Here is a 17101-nt window from a genome sequence, read left to right on the forward strand (position 1 = left end):
ACTCTCATGTACGATGCGACGATGCCTTGGGCGCGGTGCCCCGAGGCTGATCGAGCTCATAGACTGTTTTACCGCGCAGCTTCAATGAATCCGACACGTACAGAAAATTCTCCGAATGGCCCGCAAACAGCAGGGCATCCGGCTTCATCAACGGCACAAAGCGCGACAGGATCTTGCGCTGCGTCGCCTTGTCAAAGTAAATCATCACGTTACGGCAAAAGATGACGTCGAACTGGCCCGTCACCGGCCAGCTGTCAGCCAGCAGGTTGAGCGGCTTGAAGGTGATCATCTGGCGCAGTTCCGGGCGCACCCGCACCTGCCCCTCGCGATCGCCCTTGCCGCGCAAGAAAAAGCGCCGCGCACGATCGGCCGGCATCTTGTCGAGCCGGTCCAGGTTGTAGACGCCATTGGCGGCCGTGGCCAGCACGTTCGTGTCGATGTCCGTGGCGATGATGGTGACGGGCGGCGTGAGCGTATTAAATGCCTCGCACACCGTCATGGCGATCGAATACGGCTCCTCGCCGGTGGAACTGGCCGAACACCAGATGGTGATCGGCCCGCTCAGTTTTTTCACATGCTCGGCCAGCAGCGGAAAGTGATGCGCCTCGCGGAAGAACGACGTCAGGTTGGTCGTCAGCGCATTCGTGAACGCTTCCCACTCATCGCCCATGCGGCCCGCTTCCAGGTCGTCCAGGTAGCGGACGAACGAGGAGATGCCGGTCGCGCGCAGGCGTCGCGCCAGGCGACTGTAGACCATCTCCTGCTTGCTGTCGGCCAGCGCGATGCCGGCCCGCTTGTAAATCATGGCGCGGACCCGTTCGAAGTCCTTGCCAGTGAAATCAAATTCCTTGACCGAATCCGTTTTAGTTTGCGGCATTTTGTTTTTACCTCTCTATGACTACTCTGACCAATGCCTTTGCAAGTATAACTAGCGGGACCGGGTTGGCGTCAGAACTCTTCCCAATCGTCGCCGCTGGCCGCCGCCAGCTTTTTCGCGGGCGGTGGCGTGCCGGCTTGCGCCGTCTTTGCCAACCGCCGTGTATTTGCCGCCACACTCGGTGCCGGCCGTGCAGCCATCTTGACTACTGGCGCGGGTGCGGGCACGGCCGCCTGCGCCCCGCTCTCGCCATCGAGCTTGAAGATGCTGACGGCGTCGGCCAGTTTCTGCGCCTGGTCCTGCATGCTTTCGGCCGCCGCCGCCGCTTCCTCGACCAGCGCCGCGTTCTGCTGCGTCATCTGGTCCATCTGCGCGATGGCCTGGTTCACTTCCTCGATGCCATGGCTCTGCTCCTGCGTTGCCGCCGTGATCTCGCCCATGATGTCGGCCACCTGCCGGATCGACGTGACGATCAGGCCCATGGTCTGCCCCGCCTCGTCCACCAGGCGGCTGCCGGCATCGACCTTGTCGACCGAGTCGCCGATCAGGCCCTTGATCTCTTTCGCCGCACCAGCCGAACGCTGCGCCAGGTTGCGCACTTCCGACGCCACCACCGCAAAGCCACGTCCCTGCTCGCCTGCGCGCGCCGCTTCAACGGCAGCATTCAAGGCCAGGATATTCGTCTGGAACGCGATGCCGTCGATGACGCCGATAATATCGACGATCTTGCGCGAACTGTCCTTGATGGAACCCATGGTATCGACCACTTGCGCCACCACCTTGCCGCCCTGCTCCGCCACCGACGACGCCGACACGGCCAACTGGTTGGCCTGGCGCGCGTTGTCCGCGTTCTGCTTCACGGTCGACGTCAGTTCTTCCATCGACGATGCCGTCTCTTCGAGCGAACTGGCCTGCGTTTCCGTGCGCGCCGACAGGTCCGCATTGCCGCTGGCGATCTCGCGCGACGCCACGGTAATCGTATCCGTTCCCTGACGCACGTCGCTGACCGTCTGCACCAGGCTCGCGTTCATGTCCTTGAGCGCCTGCTGCAAGGCGCTCGTTTCATCCTTGCCTTCGACCACCACGCGCGCCGTCAGCTCGCCGGCAGCCACCTTCTGCGCCACGGCCAGGGCGCCGGACAACGGCACCGTGATCGAACGCGTGATGAAGATGGCGCACCAGGCGCCGATCGCCACCGCCGCGCCGCCCAGGATGAACAACACCGTCATCAGGCGCGCATCGGCCGCCAGCGAGTCGTCCATGAAGCTTTGCTGCGCCACGTGCTGCAGGTCGAGCAGCTTGTTGATGTCGGCCAGGGTCGTCTTGTTCAAGGGATCGATGCGGGTGGCAATCACCTTCGCCGCGCCCTCGCTGTTAAACGCCAGTACCTGCCCCATCGCTTCCTTGAAGGCGGCATCGACTTCGCCGTCAACCTTGGCGATATTGGCCAGCAGCGCCTTCTCGCCCTCGGACAGCCCCAGGCTGGCCAGCTTGCCGCGCGCGCCGTCGTACAGCTTGCGCTGCTCGCGCACCTTGCCCTCTTCCACCTGCATCAGCCCCACATCGCCCTGCAGGCCGATATTGCGCATGGCGATACCGGTTTCCAGCATCGCGCTTTTCATCAGCGACGCCTGCGTATTCTTTTCGCTTGCCAGCTCGAGGCCCGTGAGCAACTGGGCCTTGTTACGGTAATTCAGTGCATTCGCCGAAACGATCACTACCACCAGGATGGCGAGGATGCTGCCAAAACCTATCCCCAGCCGGGTGCCTATCTTGAAATCGCGCAAACTCATTACAGTCTCCAATATTTATGTGAACGGCGCCCGTTCAACCGGACGGCACCGTGTTGTGGCCTGGTCTCTGACGGACCTTGCAGCCTGCCGGCGCGCCTCTAGTCGCACCGGTACATGCATATCTGTAGTGATTCTTTGCGTGCCAAAACGGCGGCGCACCAGGCGCCGCCTTGCTGCCATGCTGCCGCTTACGCCGCCAGCTTGTCGATCAGGCCCATCTCGCTGCTCGACATCAGCTTGTCGATGTCGACCAGGATCAGCATGCGCTCGTCGATGGTACCCAGGCCGATCATGTAGTCGGTCGAGAAGGCGGTACCCATTTCCGGCGCCGGCTTGACCTGCTCCGGCGTCAGGGTGGTGACGTCGGAAACGCTGTCGACCACCATGCCGACGATGCGACCGCCGATGTTCAGGATGATCACCACCGTGAACTGGTCGTACACGGGCGTGCCCAGGTTGAACTTGATGCGCATGTCGACCACGGGGATGATGATGCCGCGCAGGTTGATCACACCCTTGATGAATTCAGGCGCGTTGGCGATGCGGGTAACCGCTTCATAGCCGCGGATTTCCTGAACCTTCAGGATATCGATGCCGTACTCTTCGGAGCCCAGGGTGAAGGCCAGGAATTCACGGCCGGCGATGTCCTTGCCGTCGCCCGCATTGCTTCCGGATGTTTGTTGAGTATCTGACATGGTGCGTTTTCCTATCTTTATCTATCGGTATTACGAAAAAATGGACTCGTCGGCCAGCTGGCGAGAGGAACGGATCAGGGCGGCGACATCGAGAATCAGCGACACGCCGCCATCGCCCAGGATGGTGGCGCCGGAAATGCCCACCACCTTGCGGTAATTCGATTCGAGGTTTTTCACCACGACCTGCTGCTGTCCCACCAGGTCGTCGACGAACAGGGCCGCCTTGCGCCCTTCCGTCTCGAGGATCACGCAGATGCCTTCCGAGGGACTGGTAAAGCGCGGCGCGATGTCGAACATCTGGTACAGCGGGATCAAGGGCAGGTATTCGCCGCGCACTTTCACCACCTGGCCCTTGCCACTGATGTCCTTGATATCCTCAACGGCCGGTTGCAGCGATTCGATGACAAAGCCCAGAGGCAAAATATACACTTCGTCGCCGACGCGGATCGACATGCCGTCCAGGATGGCCAGGGTCAGCGGCAGCGAGATGGAAATCGTCGTGCCGAAACCCTTCGCCGAACGGATGTCGACGACGCCGCCCATGGCGCTGATATTGCGTTTGACGACATCCATGCCCACGCCGCGGCCCGACACGTCGGTGACCGCTTCGGCGGTGGAAAAGCCGGGCGCAAAAATCAGCTGCCACACGTCGGCGTCGCTCATCGTCTCGGACACGTCCAGGCCCTGCTGCACGGCCTTGGCCAGGATGCGCTCGCGGTTCAGCCCAGCGCCATCATCGGATACTTCGATGATGATGTTGCCGCCCTGATGGCTAGCCGAGAGGAACAAGCGGCCCGCTTCCGTCTTGCCGGCGGCCACGCGAGCGGCCGGCATTTCCACGCCATGGTCGATACTGTTGCGCACCAGGTGCGTGAGCGGATCGACGATGCGCTCGATGAGGCCCTTGTCCAGTTCCGTGGCGGCGCCATTGGTGATGAAGTCGACCTTCTTGCCCAGTTTCGTCGCCAGGTCGCGCACCATGCGCGGGAAGCGCGAAAAGACGAAATCCATCGGCATCATGCGGATCGACATCACCGCTTCCTGCAAGTCGCGCGTATTGCGCGTCAGGTGGCTGACGCTGTCGAGCAGTTTTTCATGCAGCATCGGGTCGAGCGCGCTGGCGCGCTGCTCGATCATCGCCTGCGTGATCACCAGTTCGCCCACCAGGTTGATCAACTGGTCGACTTTTTCGATCGAGACGCGGATCGACGACGACTCGGCGCCGGCCTTGTCGCCCTCTTTCTTGGCCGGTTTCTTTTCCTGCTCCGCTTCGGCCACAGCGCTGGCCACGACCGGCGTGGCCGCGGCGCCGGCGTTGCCCGCCTTGGCCGCGTCGGCGCGAATCTGTTCGAGCGGCTGGAAGAAACCGTAGCCCTGTTCGGCCTCGCTCTGCACGCCTGCGGCGGCGCGGATGTCCTCGAGCGGCTGGAAGAAGCCGTAACCGGGATCGGCCGCGCCCTGCGCGCCTGGCAGCGGGTCGAAGAAGCCGTAGCCCTGGGCTTTTTCCTGCGCCGCGCGGGCCGCTTCGGCTTCGCCTGGCGCCAGTGGCGGCGCCTGCGTGATCACCATGTCGTCCGGATTGAGCACGAAAGAGCAGATGGCCAGGATATCGTCCAGGCTTTCATGCGTCGTCACTTCCAGCACCTTGCGCGCGTCGGGCAGGCTTGATACCACGACGTCGCCCAGCAAGCCCAGTTCGGCCGCCAGCGCATCGACTTCGCGCGGCTCCATGGTCGGCAGCTCCAGCCGGATGCGATGGCCGCCGGCATGGCTGACGGCGGCCTTTTCCGCCGTATGGAAGGCCGGCGCGACGGGCGTGAGGGCGGCCACGGGCACGTCCTGCGAGAACGACTGCAGCATCATGCGCACATTGGCCACGGCATCCTGATCGACGGCGCTGCCCAGACGGTGGCCGTCGAGCTGCATCTTGAGGATATCCTTGGCCGCCAAAAAGGCGTCGACGTGTTCCGCCGTCAGGGCCATCTGGCCCTGACGGATGCGGTCGAGCAGCGACTCGAGGATGTGCGTCACCTCGCTCATGTCGGAGAGGCCGAACGTCGATGCGCCGCCCTTGATCGAATGGGCGGTGCGGAAAATGGCATTCAGGTCTTCGGCGTCGGGCGCCGCAATATCAACGGCCAGCAGCAGCCGTTCTTTTTCAGCCAGCAGTTCTTCGGCCTCATCGAAAAAGACCTGAAAAAACTGGCTAATATCGATGGTCATAGGGTGACTCCGTCAATTGCATCGTTGTGCTGCGCGGCTGGCATCAGCCGATCACCTTCTTGACCACTTCGATCAGGCGTTGCGGATCGAACGGCTTGACCAGCCAGCCATTGGCGCCGGCGGCACGTCCCTTCGATTTCATCTCGTCCGACGACTCCGTCGTCAGCATCAGGATGGGTACCTTCTGGTAGGTCGGCAGTTCGCGCAGCAGCTTGATCAGCTCCAGGCCATCCATGCGCGGCATGTTCTGGTCCGTCAATACCAGGTCCACGGTTTGCAGCTTGGCTTTTTCCAGTCCATCCTGGCCGTCGACGGCCTCCACCACCTGGTAACCGGCGGCTTTCAGGCTGAACGCCACCATCTGGCGCAATGAGCTGGAATCGTCCACTGCAAGTATCGTTTTGGCCATCTTTGCTCCCACTTATTCCGGGCATCCTGCCCGAGTATTTGATTAATCAATCCATGCAACCACAAGCGTTCCGCACTGGCATGCTAGAACAGCTCGATGTCGCCACTTTCCAAATGCTGTTGACTGACAGCCTTGCGCAGCACGCTGCGCAACTCCAGGCTTTGAATCGCCAGCGCCATGCTGACCCGCCCCAGCAAGGCGACAATTTCTTCATTGTCGCTCTCCGGCAACATCTCCGCGCCATGCGAGCCCAGGGTTCCGAGGAACTCGCGCAAGCCCGTCACGCGCTTCAAGGTGCGCTCGATCAGCTGGCTGGTCATGTCCTGGAACTGCAGGCTGGTGATGGCGGCATTCACGTAGCCCCCCACCTCATCCTGCAACGCCAGCAGTTTTTCCCGCTGCTGCTCGGCCGGAATACCGCCGTCGAGCAGCAAGGCGATGGTATCTTGCTGCGCAGCAACAGCTGCGTGTATCGCCATGAAATTGAAGGACAGCTTCTCGATCGCCTCTTCCAGCAAGATGCCGGTCTGCACCAGGTCGGTTTCCACCTCCGTCAAGTGCTTGCGGCCATGGTCCGACACGCCAGACAGCAGGCGCTTTACATGCGAGCCAAGTATTTTCTTTCTTGTCATAAAGGTCTCATTGTTTCAATACACCACGCGTCGACAGCCTTGCGTGTTATTTTTTCGCCGCTACCGGGCTGGGGGCTGGCGCCGCCGCGGGCGGCGCACCGGCCGCCAGCCCAGAAGCGACAGCGGCGGCAGCGGCATCGGTCACCGGCAGCTCGATCGCCGAGCCATCGCGCAGGACATTTTCTTCCGTGCGTTTGTTCATGACGATGATGCTGATGCGCCGGTTGATCGGATTGAAGGGGTCGAGCTTGTCCAGGTGGGCGGCCGAGCCCAGTCCCACCACGCGCAATACTTTCTCTTCCTTCATGCCGCCAATCACCAGTTCGCGCCGCGACGCGTTCGCGCGGTCGGCCGACAATTCCCAGTTGCTGTAGCCGGCATCGCTCATGTAGGGCGTCGAATCCGTATGGCCAGACAGGCCGATGCGGTTCGGCACTTCATTGAGCACGGAGCCGATGGCGTGCAGGATTTCCTTGGTGTACGGTTGCAGATTCGCATTAGCGAGCGCAAACATCGGACGGTTCTGCTCGTCGACGATCTGGATGCGCAAGCCTTCGCTGGTGATGTCGAGCAGCAACTGGTTCTTGTATTTTTTCAGCAGGGGATTGGCGTCGATGGTCGCTTCGATGCGCGCCTTGAGCGCCTGCAGGCGCTTGCCTTCCTCGCGTTCGAGCGCGGCCTTGGCGGAATTGAGGTCGAACGACTTGCGCTGCTGCTCTTCCTGCGCCTTGCGCACTTGCCCATCCTGGCGCGACAAGTCCTGGCCGCCGCCCTGGATCACGGAATTGCTTTCGCCGCTGCCGGAACCGCCCGCCATGGCCACTTTCAAGGGGGTCTTGAAGAATTCGGAAATGCCGTTCAAGTCGCCCTTCGAGGTGGAGCCCAGCAGCCACATCAGCAGGAAGAAGGCCATCATGGCCGTGACAAAGTCGGCGTAGGCGATTTTCCACGCCCCGCCATGGTGTCCGCCAGCCGTCTTCTTGATACGCTTGACGATAATCGGGCGCATGCCTTCATCGGCCATGGCGTCCCCCTTCCGTGTGCTGCAAATGACTCATGGTGTCCAGGCGTATATTCACTGCTTACTTCGTTTTCGATTTCTTGATGTGGTCTTCCAGCTCATTGAACGTCGGGCGCTCGGTCGAGAACAGCACCTTGCGGCCGAACTCCACGGCCAGCGCCGGCGCATAGCCGTTCAGGCTGGCCAGCAGAGTCACTTTCACGCACTGGAACATCTTGCTCGACTCTTCCAGCTTCTGCTCCAGCAGGCTGGCCAGCGGTCCGACGAAACCATACGCCAGCAAGATGCCGAGGAAAGTGCCGACCAGCGCGTGCGCGATCAGCATGCCCAGCTCGGCCGGCGGGATGCCCACCGATTCCATCGTGTGCACCACGCCCATCACGGCGGCGACGATACCGAAGGCGGGCAAGCCGTCGCCCACCTTGGCGATCACGTGGGCCGGCACGGCGCCTTCGTGATGGTGCGTTTCGATTTCATTGTCCATCAGATTTTCGATCTGGAACGCATCCATATTGCCCGACACCATCAGGCGCAGGTAATCGGTCATGAATTCGACGATGTGGTGGTCGGCCAGCACGGCCGGATACTTGGAAAACAGCGGGCTTTCCTCTGGCTTGTCGATATCGCCTTCGATCGACATCAAGCCTTCCTTGCGCACTTTGCTGAGCACTTCGAACAGCAGCGACATCAGTTCCATGTACAGTTCTTTGGTATAGCGCGACCCCTTGAACAGGCTGGGCAAGGCGGCGATCGTCGCCTTGATGGCCTTGTTATTGTTACCAACAAGGAAGGCGCCCAGGGCGGCGCCGCCGATCATCAGCAGCTCCAGCGGCTGGAACAGCGCCGCCAGATGGCCGCCGGCCAACGCGAAGCCGCCAAAGACCGAGGCGCAGACGATGATGTATCCGATTATGACTAACAAGTGCCCTGACTCCCAATAATGGCCGGGACTGTATGCCCGGCATGTTCAAACCTGTTCCTGTCTTCTGGCGGCTGCGCCGCCGGCAAAGACAGCGGCAAAAAAAACAACCGGAAGTTAATTGAAATGCGCTGCTTTTCAATGCAATTCCGAGAAAATGCCGTGTGGAACTACAATAACGTGAGATTGCCCTACGGGCAAGCAAATAACGCAGACAATTGCTTAAAAGCACCATATGTAAAGTAAAGGGCCACCCTCTGTGGCGGCGATGGTCTTATCGGGCTCGCGTGCCGCAATCTGGAATTCGTAACTAAGAAGCATGCTACCGGGCAACATTTCCCTTTCCGCCTTGCGCCACAGGGCCGCCATCGCCGCTGGCGACAGGTAGGCAAAGACGGCGTCGTAGCGGCCGAAATCGAGCGCCTCGTAATCGCCGCGCAGGAAGCGCGCGCGGCTGCCCGCCAGCCCTGCGCGCAAGCGGCTTGCCAGCCACGGCAGCGGCGCCAGCTCGATGCCGGAAAACTGCCCGTCGGGCCGGCGCCGCGCCAGGTCCAGCACCAGTCCACCCAGGCCGCTGCCGATATCGACCAGGCGCACGCCGGGACGGTCCGCGATCAGCTCGGCCACCGCCTGCCACACCTTCGGCCCCGACGGATAAAACGGCACTTGCGTGCGAAACGTCGACCAGTACAAACTCAGCAGGAAGACAAAGGCCGCCAGGAACACGGCCGGCGGCAAATCGAGCAGGCTGGCCGCCAGCAAGGCAGGCGCAAACAGCAGGCCGATGGCGCACCACCAGCGCGCCAGTCCCGCGCGCCACGTGATAAGAGCCGCCAGCACGCCCTGCACCAACGCCACGGCCGGCAACGACATGGCCACGCCGGCACGCGCCAGACCATATACCAATAGCAACATCAAGGGAAAGGCCAGCACCTGGATCAGGATGGCCTTGAGCGCGGGCGCGCGCAGGATTTGTTGCAGCATGGGACAGTCAAAGGAGGAAAACGCCAGTGTAAGCGAAAGCACCATGAAAAAACCGGAGTCCGGTCTGGCGACCGCTCCGGTTTTCACTGAGGCAATTATTCGGGCAGCTATTGAAGCAGCATCAGGCGGCGACGCCTGGCGGTGCGACAGCGGCCGCTTCATCGCGCGCCTTCTTGGTCTTGCCGGCACGCGAAGGCATGTGGCACAGGCCGCACACATAATCGGCGTTCAGGTCGAGGCAGTTGACGACAAACTTGCCGCCGCACTTGCCGCAGGGCGCCATGTCCAGCATCTTGCTGCTGAAAAAGCGCACCAGGGTCCAGGCCCGCGTCAGCGACAGCAGGGGCTCTTCCCCCGCTTCGGGCGGCATCTGCTCCAGATACAGCTTATATGCCTTCATCACGGCTTCGATGCCGGTGGCGCCGGCGTGGTCGACGAGGAATTTGTGGATATTGATGAACAGCGAGGAATGGATATTCGGTTGCCAGGTGATGAACCAGTCGGTGGAAAACGGCAGCATGCCCTTGGGCGGCGAGACGCCCTTCAATTCCTTGTACAGATTCAGCAGGCGTTCGCGCGACAGCGAGACTTCCGTCTCCAGCAGTTGCAAACGGGCGCCCAGCTGTATCAATTCGATGGCCAGCTGGATTTCCTGCGCTTCCGATACGACACTTTTCTTGGCCATGCTGTGTACTCCACTACTGACTGATACTGACTGATAAGGTCGGAAACCTTAAGCGATTTCTTCGACGCCCTGGCCGGCCATCAGGATGGCAGCATGGGACTGGGCCAGCGAGCGGTCTTTATTGTAGTTCGTCAACATGCCCAGGATGGCGCTGTCGTCGAAGCGGAAGCGGGCCAGCATCATGTTGCCACCTGCCAGTTTCAGGATCTGCGCATTGCTCATGCCCTCGATCAGTTCGGCGATTTCGGCGGCAATGCCCAAACGGAAGATGGCCGTTACTTTGTCCGCACGAATCATTTGCTGGGCCAGCATCAGGTAGCTCAGGTTAGCGTCGCGAATCTCAGCCATCATATCGTTAGCAGTCATTTCCATCTCCTCAATCCGTTGAATTCAGCTGGCGTTGTGTGTTGCCAGTGAGATACATTCTGCAGGAGCAACATTAAACGCAACAGAGGCAAAGCGCTGTATTTTTGGTCGGGGAATAGCGGATGGGATCGTAGGTGTTTGTCTGACAAACACTGCTCGATCATGGTCGCGCGCCAGCAACGGCGCGGATGTGGGAGGTTGGCTCTGTGCCGGATTTGCCCGACTTTTGGCCTGTAAAAAATATCACTTTTTTACAACAACTTGATAAGAATCAAGCCTATCTACTGAGATAACGGCTGCCTTGGCAGGAACTTTAGGGCTTTTTTGAAAAATATTTAAAAAAGCCGGATTCTTTTTCCGTCGGTTTGACGCCGTTCATGTAATCGTTGACGGCGGCGCCTGGCAAAACTTTAGGGCTATTTGAAAATATTTTTAAAAATCGTGATTTTTTTCGTTGACGCCCCACAAGCAGGCATTTTTTCGCCGCCTGTCCATGCCAGGAAACACGTTTTGCGACGGGGATTTGCTACACTGCCACTTCCGCGTGATACTTTAAGCCTCAAGCAATATCATGCCATCCAGACAAGTATCAATATGAAAGCCACCATGATTTCTCGACATGACTGCAGCGCGCGCGACCTCGACGATCCCCTGGCGCCCCTGCGCCAGCAATTCGACTTGCCGCAAGGCGTGATTTACCTCGATGGCAATTCCCTGGGCGCGCGGCCGAAAGCGGCCCTGGCCCGCGCCCAGCACGTCATCACGGCCGAATGGGGCACGGACCTGATCCGCAGCTGGAATACGGCCGGCTGGTTCGACCTGCCCAAGCGCCTGGGCGACCGCCTGGCCCCGCTGCTGGGCGCGCACACGGGCGAAGTGGTGATCACCGACACCACCTCCGTCAACCTGTTCAAGGCGCTGGCCGCCGCCCTGCAGATGCAGGCCGGCGATCCGGCACAGGCCGCGCGACGCATCATCGTCAGCGAACGCAGCAACTTCCCCACCGACCTGTACATGGCGCAAGGCCTGTCCGCCTGGCTCGACCGCGGCTACCAGCTGCGCCTGGTCGACAGCCCCGACGAACTGGCGCAAGCCATCGATGCCGATTGCGCCGTCGCCATGCTCACGCACGTGAACTACCGCACCGGCTACCAGCACGACATGGCCGCCATCAGCAGCCATTGCCACGCGCAAGGCGCGCTGGCGCTGTGGGACCTGGCCCATTCGGCAGGCGCCGTGCCGCTGGACCTGAATGGCGCCGGCGCCGACCTGGCCGTCGGCTGCACCTATAAATACCTGAACGGCGGCCCAGGCTCGCCCGCCTTCATCTGGGTGCCGGAAAAACACCAGGCGCGCTTCCGCCAGCCTTTGTCCGGCTGGTGGGGCCACGCCACGCCGTTCGCCATGGATCCGGGCTTCGCGCCCGCCGACGGTATTGCCCGCGCCCTGTGCGGCACGCAACCGATACTCTCGCTGGCCCTGGTCGAATGCGGCCTAGATATCTTTGCGCAAACGAGCATGGAAGCCGTCCGCCACAAATCGCTTGCCCTGACCGATTTGTTCATCGCGCTGGTGGAGCAGCGCTGCGCCAGCCATCCGCTGGGCCTCGTCACGCCGCGCGAACACGCGCGGCGCGGCAGCCAGGTCAGCTTCACGCACCCGCACGGCTATGCCGTGATGCAGGCGCTGATCGCGCGCGGCGTGATCGGCGACTACCGCGAACCGGCCATCATGCGCTTCGGCTTCACGCCCCTGTATACGAGCTTTGCCGACGTATGGGATGCCGTGGACATCCTGCGCGACATCCTCGACACACGAGCCTACGACATCGCCGCCAAGCGCGATGCGGTCACCTGAACCATCCCATGAGCGACGACAAGACTATGAACAAGGAAAACACCAGCGGCTGCCCCATGCATGCCGGCGCCCAGGACGCGCAGTGGCATGGCGCACAGATGGATTTCAGCGAATCGATGAGCTACGGTAACTACCTGGCGCTGGACCGCATCCTCACGGCCCAGCATCCGCTGTCGCCGAACCACAACGAAATGCTGTTCATCGTGCAGCACCAGACGAGCGAATTGTGGATGAAGCTGATGCTGCACGAAATGCACGCCGTGCGCGCCAACCTGCAAAGCGGCGATTTGGCGCCGGCCTTCAAGATGCTGGCCCGCGTGGCGCGCATCATGGATCAATTGGTGCATGCCTGGGACGTGCTGGCCACCATGACGCCGCCCGAATATACGGCCATCCGCCCCTACCTGGGCGCCTCGTCCGGCTTCCAGTCCTTCCAGTACCGCGAAATCGAATTCATCCTAGGGAACAAGAACGCCGCCCTGCTCAACGTGCATACGACGGCGCCGGAAAACTACAAAGTACTCGACGCCGCCCTGCGCGCGCCATCCGTCTACGATGAGTCGATCAAGCTGCTGGCGCGCAGCGGCTTGCCCATCTCCGCCGAGCGGCTGAACGCCGACTGGACCCTGCCGACCGCCTCCGACGCGTCGGTCAAGGCGGCGTGGCTGGAAGTCTACCGCGACCCGTCGAAACACTGGGCCCTGTATGAACTGGCCGAAAAGCTGGTCGACCTGGAAACGGCCTTCCGCTTCTGGCGCTTCCGCCATGTGACGACGGTGGAGCGCATCATCGGCTTCAAGACGGGCACGGGCGGCACGGCGGGCGTGAGCTATTTGCGCAAGATGCTCGACGTGGTATTGTTCCCGGAGTTATTCGCCTTGCGTACCGAACTTTAAGGAGCATCGATGTCGCCTCTCGTCCTGACCCTGGCCGGCCTGTGGAATTCCGGGCCGCAGCACTGGCAAACCCATTGGGAAGCGCGCCACCCGCAATGGTCGCGCGTGCCGCACCGGGAATGGCAGACGCCGGACAAGGACGAATGGGTGGCGGAACTCGATCGCGCCATCGCCGCCTGCGAGCGCCCGCCCGTGCTGGCGGCGCACAGCCTGGCCTGCGCGCTGGTGGCCCACTGGGCAGCCAGCGGCTCGCCGCACAGGATCGCCGGCGCCTTCCTCGTCGCCCCCAGCGATGTGGAAGCGCCCTCCTACCCATCCGGCACCACGGGCTTTGCGCCGATGCCGCTGCAAGCCTTGCCGTTCCCCAGCCTGGTGGTCGCCAGCGGCGATGATCCCTACGTCAGCTTCGCGCGCGCATGCGCGTTTGCCGCGGCCTGGGGCAGCGATTTCACCCTGATCGGCGACGCCGGTCATATCAACGGCGACGCTGGCTACGGCCCGTGGCCGGACGGCGAGCAGCTGCTGCTGGACTTCTGCGCCGCGCACCAGCCCTGACCCGCAGGACACGCACCTGCGCACGATAGGCGCATATTTGCCCACAAGTAAGAACGCAGGCAGAATCGTGGCCTTTCCATTGCGGCGCCCCGGCGCCAGCCACACGATGAAACGTCTGCTTCTGCCCTTGCTCCTTTGCTCCGCGCTGGCCCACGGCGCGCCCTTTTATGAAGGCAAGAGCCTCGCCCATCCCGCCATCAGCGCATCCCAGGACAGCGGCTTCGATATCGCCTTCCTCAAGGAAAAGGATGGCGTCAACGGCTATTACTGCGAGTGCAAGAGCGGCAGCGCGAAACCGATTTTGCTCGACCAGTTCGGCAATGCCGTCATCCGTTCCGTCTTCTACGCCTCGCTGGACCAGGAAACGGACGACAGCGTGCAAACCATGCTGGTGCTGTTCCGCCAGGGCGACAAGAACGGCTTGCGCGCCTACCGCTACCACCGCAGTTCCGGCAAATACCGGCGCCTCGATGGCTTGCAGCCGGCCCTGAACCGCATCGCGGCGCAAAGCGCCAGTCCCAACGCGGGACTGGTCAAGGCCGCGCTGGCGAAACTGGCGCCGATGGACTACAGCGTCGCCCGGGGCAAGAGCGGCAATGCGGACTTCGACGCCATCGACCATACGCAAGGCACCATCGTCGGCTACTACAGCGATGACGGCAAGCCCGTGGCCGCTGGCGGCAAGGACGCCATCACCTACAAGAAAACATTCCTGAAAAAAGGTGACCACTACCTGACGGCCAGCTACACCCTGTACAGCGACGCGGGCGCGGGCATCCTGCCCAACTACCGCCTGTGGCAAGTGACGTGGGAAACGGCGCCGCGGCAGTTCACGGGCAGCGCAGACGGCCCGTCCGTCATTTACAGCCTGGCCTGGGACGATGGCTCGGTGGTCGAACGGGGGCAGTACGTGAAGGGCAAGCGCCAGGGACTGTGGGTACGCGAAGGCATGCACGAAGGCAGCGAAAAGGGACATTTCATCAACGGCCTGCAGGAAGGCCTGTGGCGCTTCGATTATCCAAGGCAGAGCGAGAGCGGCATGTACCGGTCCGGCAAGCGCGAAGGCCGCTGGACGGTCGTCAACTATGCCGATGCAGAGGAAGTGACGGGCTTCGACACCTACACGGGCGGCCAGCTCAATGGCCCGCACGAGCGCAGCATGGGCGGCAAGCTGCAAACGCGCGGCAACTACGTCAACGGCGCGCGCCATGGCGCGTGGATCACGGAAGACGGCGACGGCAGCTTCATCGACGGCTTGCGCGACGGGCCGTGGAAACTCAGGCTCAAGGACAAGGTCACGCAAAGTGTCACTTTTGTGCAGGGCAAAAAACAGGGCGAGGCGGTCGACACGGATGCGCAAGGCGCGCTGCGCGTGCGCGACCACTACCAGGCCGGCGTGCTCGATGGCAGCCGCACGCGCTATCTTGGCCCGGCGGGCAAGGAATACGTGGTCTACACGGCCACCTACCGCAACGGCCAGCTCGATGGGCGCGAACAGGCGTTCGACGACAGCGGCAAGATCCTGCGCCTCGACACCTTGTGGGACAACGGCAAGAAGCAGGGGCTGGACGCGCGCTACTACCCGAACGGCAAGCCGGAACGCCTGGCCGTCATCGACCAGGGCCGCCTGCTCACGCACCTGCGCGAGTACTATGAGGACGGCCAGCTGTTCAACGACATCCACCGCTGCACCTTCCAGGAGTACGGCAGCACGCGCGACGACGTGTGCGAGTACCACCACATGTACTACCCGGACGGCAAGCCGCAGTCTTACTACGCCTTCCAGTACGGCCAGCGCCAGGAAGGATACGAGAACTACCCGAACGGCAAGCGCAAGGACGAACTGCTGGTCGACCGCGCCGCCGACACATCCGTCTTCAACGTGTATTACGAAAGCGGCCAGCTCAAATGCACGGAGCCGCGCAGCGGCCACAGCACGCGCACGGTGAATGGCCAAACCATGAACAGCTACGCGTCGGCCGACCGCGACGGCGACTATATCTGCTACCACCCGAACGGCAAGGTGGCCAGCATCTACACCTTCCGCAAGCGCGTGCTCGTCGATTGCGGCAAGCGCTACGATGACACGGGCAAGCAGACGTTCCCGGGCCCGGAAGGCTGTCCGCCCCCCAGGCAGGTAACCTACCCCATAGGATTGTGACGATGACGCAAGCAGAACGGCCGCAGTGCATCCAGAACCCCGAAAGCATCGACGCCGTGGCGATCCGCGCCGCCATTGCCGCTGGCAAGCAGGTGCTGGTGCAGTTCAATACCCTGGCCGAACCGGGGCCGCTGCTGGCCGATCTCGACGCCCTGGCCGCCACCTGCGGCACGGCGCTGACCATCCGCATCTACGGCTACGACCCTAGGGTGTTCGATGCCAGCATCCTGCGCGCGCTGCCGCATGTGGCCAGCCTGTCCATCGATTATCACCGGCAAGCCATCCATCTGGAAGCACTGGGCGAGCTGCGGCATCTCAAGCGCCTGAGCCTGGGCGTGTACGAGCTGGCGCAAGCCGACATCCTGCAGCTGGAGAGTTTGCGCGGGCTCGAATACCTGCATCTGGGCGAGTCGGCCAAAAACAATATCGACCTGGCACCCCTGCGCCACTATACGCACCTGGCCAGCCTGGTCCTCGAAGGCCACCACCAGCGCATCGACACCCTGGCCGGCCTGCCGGCGCTGCACGAGCTGTCGCTGTACCGCATCAAGAACAAGGTGCCGCTGGATTTCATCTCGGAGATGGGCCGCCTGGACAGGCTGCTGTTGCAGCTGGGCGGCCGCGAATCGCTCACCCACATCGAGGCGCCGCTGCTGAAGAAACTGGAAGTGATACGCGTGCGCGGCCTGGAAACGCTGGGCGACATCGGCCGCTTCCCGTTGCTGCAGGCGCTATGGGTGGAAGACCAGATCAAGCTGCGGCAGATCGCGCTGGGGGCCAATCCCGTGCTCGAACGCCTGAACCTGCACACCTGCAAGACGCTCGACAGCCTGCCCGGCCTCGCCACCTTGCCCGCCCTGCGCCAGTTGTCGGCATCCGAGACCATGCTCGACATCGACGCATTGCTGGCGCATGGCTTGCCCGCGTCCCTGACGCATGCGCGCCTGCGCACCGGCAGGAAAACACGCGACGACGCCATCGCCGCGCAACTGGTACAACTGGGCTACGAACCGGCGCGCCCTGGCTGA

16 protein-coding genes are annotated in these 17101 nt (G+C 62.2%); 5 read left to right on the forward strand and 11 right to left on the reverse strand.

Annotated elements, in window-relative coordinates:
* Nucleotides 1-4 precede the first annotated feature (4 nt).
* From OX460_RS15155 to flhD, 11 genes are all read right to left on the reverse strand, one after another.
* Nucleotides 5-877 (reverse strand): CheR family methyltransferase, encoded by an 873-nt coding sequence (locus OX460_RS15155; RefSeq protein ID WP_251351875.1) that lies wholly within the window; start codon nucleotides 875-877, stop codon nucleotides 5-7.
* Between the two features lie 71 nt (nucleotides 878-948).
* On the reverse strand, nucleotides 949-2670 hold the full coding sequence (locus tag OX460_RS15160) for a methyl-accepting chemotaxis protein (protein WP_289899144.1): 1722 nt from the start codon (nucleotides 2668-2670) through the stop codon (nucleotides 949-951).
* A gap of 188 nt (nucleotides 2671-2858) precedes the next feature.
* Nucleotides 2859-3365 carry a chemotaxis protein CheW gene (locus tag OX460_RS15165; RefSeq protein ID WP_034758356.1) on the reverse strand — a complete coding sequence of 169 codons (507 nt, stop codon included), beginning with the start codon at nucleotides 3363-3365 and terminating at the stop codon, nucleotides 2859-2861.
* 30 nt (nucleotides 3366-3395) lie between these two features.
* Complete coding sequence (cheA, locus tag OX460_RS15170; RefSeq protein WP_289899145.1) at nucleotides 3396-5588, reverse strand: chemotaxis protein CheA; 2193 nt, start codon at nucleotides 5586-5588, stop codon at nucleotides 3396-3398.
* Between the two features lie 43 nt (nucleotides 5589-5631).
* Nucleotides 5632-5997: a response regulator gene (locus OX460_RS15175; protein WP_034758362.1), complete on the reverse strand. Its 366-nt coding sequence runs from the start codon at nucleotides 5995-5997 to the stop codon at nucleotides 5632-5634.
* Nucleotides 5998-6080: 83 nt separating this feature from the next.
* A complete protein-coding gene (locus OX460_RS15180) occupies nucleotides 6081-6629 on the reverse strand; it encodes a chemotaxis protein (RefSeq protein ID WP_077401991.1) in 549 nt (182 codons plus the stop codon).
* Nucleotides 6630-6675: 46 nt separating this feature from the next.
* Nucleotides 6676-7653, reverse strand: a complete 978-nt coding sequence (gene motB, locus OX460_RS15185) for a flagellar motor protein MotB (protein WP_077401988.1) — start codon at nucleotides 7651-7653, stop codon at nucleotides 6676-6678.
* 58 nt (nucleotides 7654-7711) lie between these two features.
* Nucleotides 7712-8572, reverse strand: coding sequence for a flagellar motor stator protein MotA (motA, locus tag OX460_RS15190; RefSeq protein ID WP_077401985.1), 861 nt, complete (start codon nucleotides 8570-8572; stop codon nucleotides 7712-7714).
* Between the two features lie 219 nt (nucleotides 8573-8791).
* Nucleotides 8792-9553, reverse strand: a complete 762-nt coding sequence (locus OX460_RS15195) for a class I SAM-dependent methyltransferase (RefSeq protein WP_099664753.1) — start codon at nucleotides 9551-9553, stop codon at nucleotides 8792-8794.
* A 121-nt stretch (nucleotides 9554-9674) separates the two neighbouring features.
* Nucleotides 9675-10238 carry a flagellar transcriptional regulator FlhC gene (flhC, locus tag OX460_RS15200; protein WP_099664754.1) on the reverse strand — a complete coding sequence of 188 codons (564 nt, stop codon included), beginning with the start codon at nucleotides 10236-10238 and terminating at the stop codon, nucleotides 9675-9677.
* A 48-nt stretch (nucleotides 10239-10286) separates the two neighbouring features.
* Complete coding sequence (gene flhD / locus OX460_RS15205; RefSeq protein ID WP_034758381.1) at nucleotides 10287-10604, reverse strand: flagellar transcriptional regulator FlhD; 318 nt, start codon at nucleotides 10602-10604, stop codon at nucleotides 10287-10289.
* Between the two features lie 606 nt (nucleotides 10605-11210).
* Here flhD and kynU point away from each other — a divergent pair.
* The 5 genes from kynU to OX460_RS15230 all read left to right on the forward strand — a co-directional run bounded on the left by kynU (nucleotide 11211) and on the right by OX460_RS15230 (nucleotide 17101).
* Nucleotides 11211-12461: a kynureninase gene (kynU, locus tag OX460_RS15210; protein WP_289899146.1), complete on the forward strand. Its 1251-nt coding sequence runs from the start codon at nucleotides 11211-11213 to the stop codon at nucleotides 12459-12461.
* Nucleotides 12462-12487: 26 nt separating this feature from the next.
* Entirely contained in the window at nucleotides 12488-13357 is an 870-nt protein-coding gene (gene kynA / locus OX460_RS15215) for a tryptophan 2,3-dioxygenase (RefSeq protein ID WP_251351905.1), read from the forward strand.
* A 9-nt stretch (nucleotides 13358-13366) separates the two neighbouring features.
* Nucleotides 13367-13912: an alpha/beta hydrolase gene (locus tag OX460_RS15220; protein ID WP_289899147.1), complete on the forward strand. Its 546-nt coding sequence runs from the start codon at nucleotides 13367-13369 to the stop codon at nucleotides 13910-13912.
* A 106-nt stretch (nucleotides 13913-14018) separates the two neighbouring features.
* Nucleotides 14019-16073 carry a hypothetical protein gene (locus OX460_RS15225; RefSeq protein WP_289899148.1) on the forward strand — a complete coding sequence of 685 codons (2055 nt, stop codon included), beginning with the start codon at nucleotides 14019-14021 and terminating at the stop codon, nucleotides 16071-16073.
* Between the two features lie 2 nt (nucleotides 16074-16075).
* Nucleotides 16076-17101, forward strand: coding sequence for a hypothetical protein (locus OX460_RS15230; RefSeq protein ID WP_289899149.1), 1026 nt, complete (start codon nucleotides 16076-16078; stop codon nucleotides 17099-17101).

Source organism: Janthinobacterium sp. SUN033, from assembly GCF_030397595.1.
Classification (GTDB): Bacteria; Pseudomonadota; Gammaproteobacteria; order Burkholderiales; family Burkholderiaceae_D; genus Janthinobacterium; species Janthinobacterium kumbetense.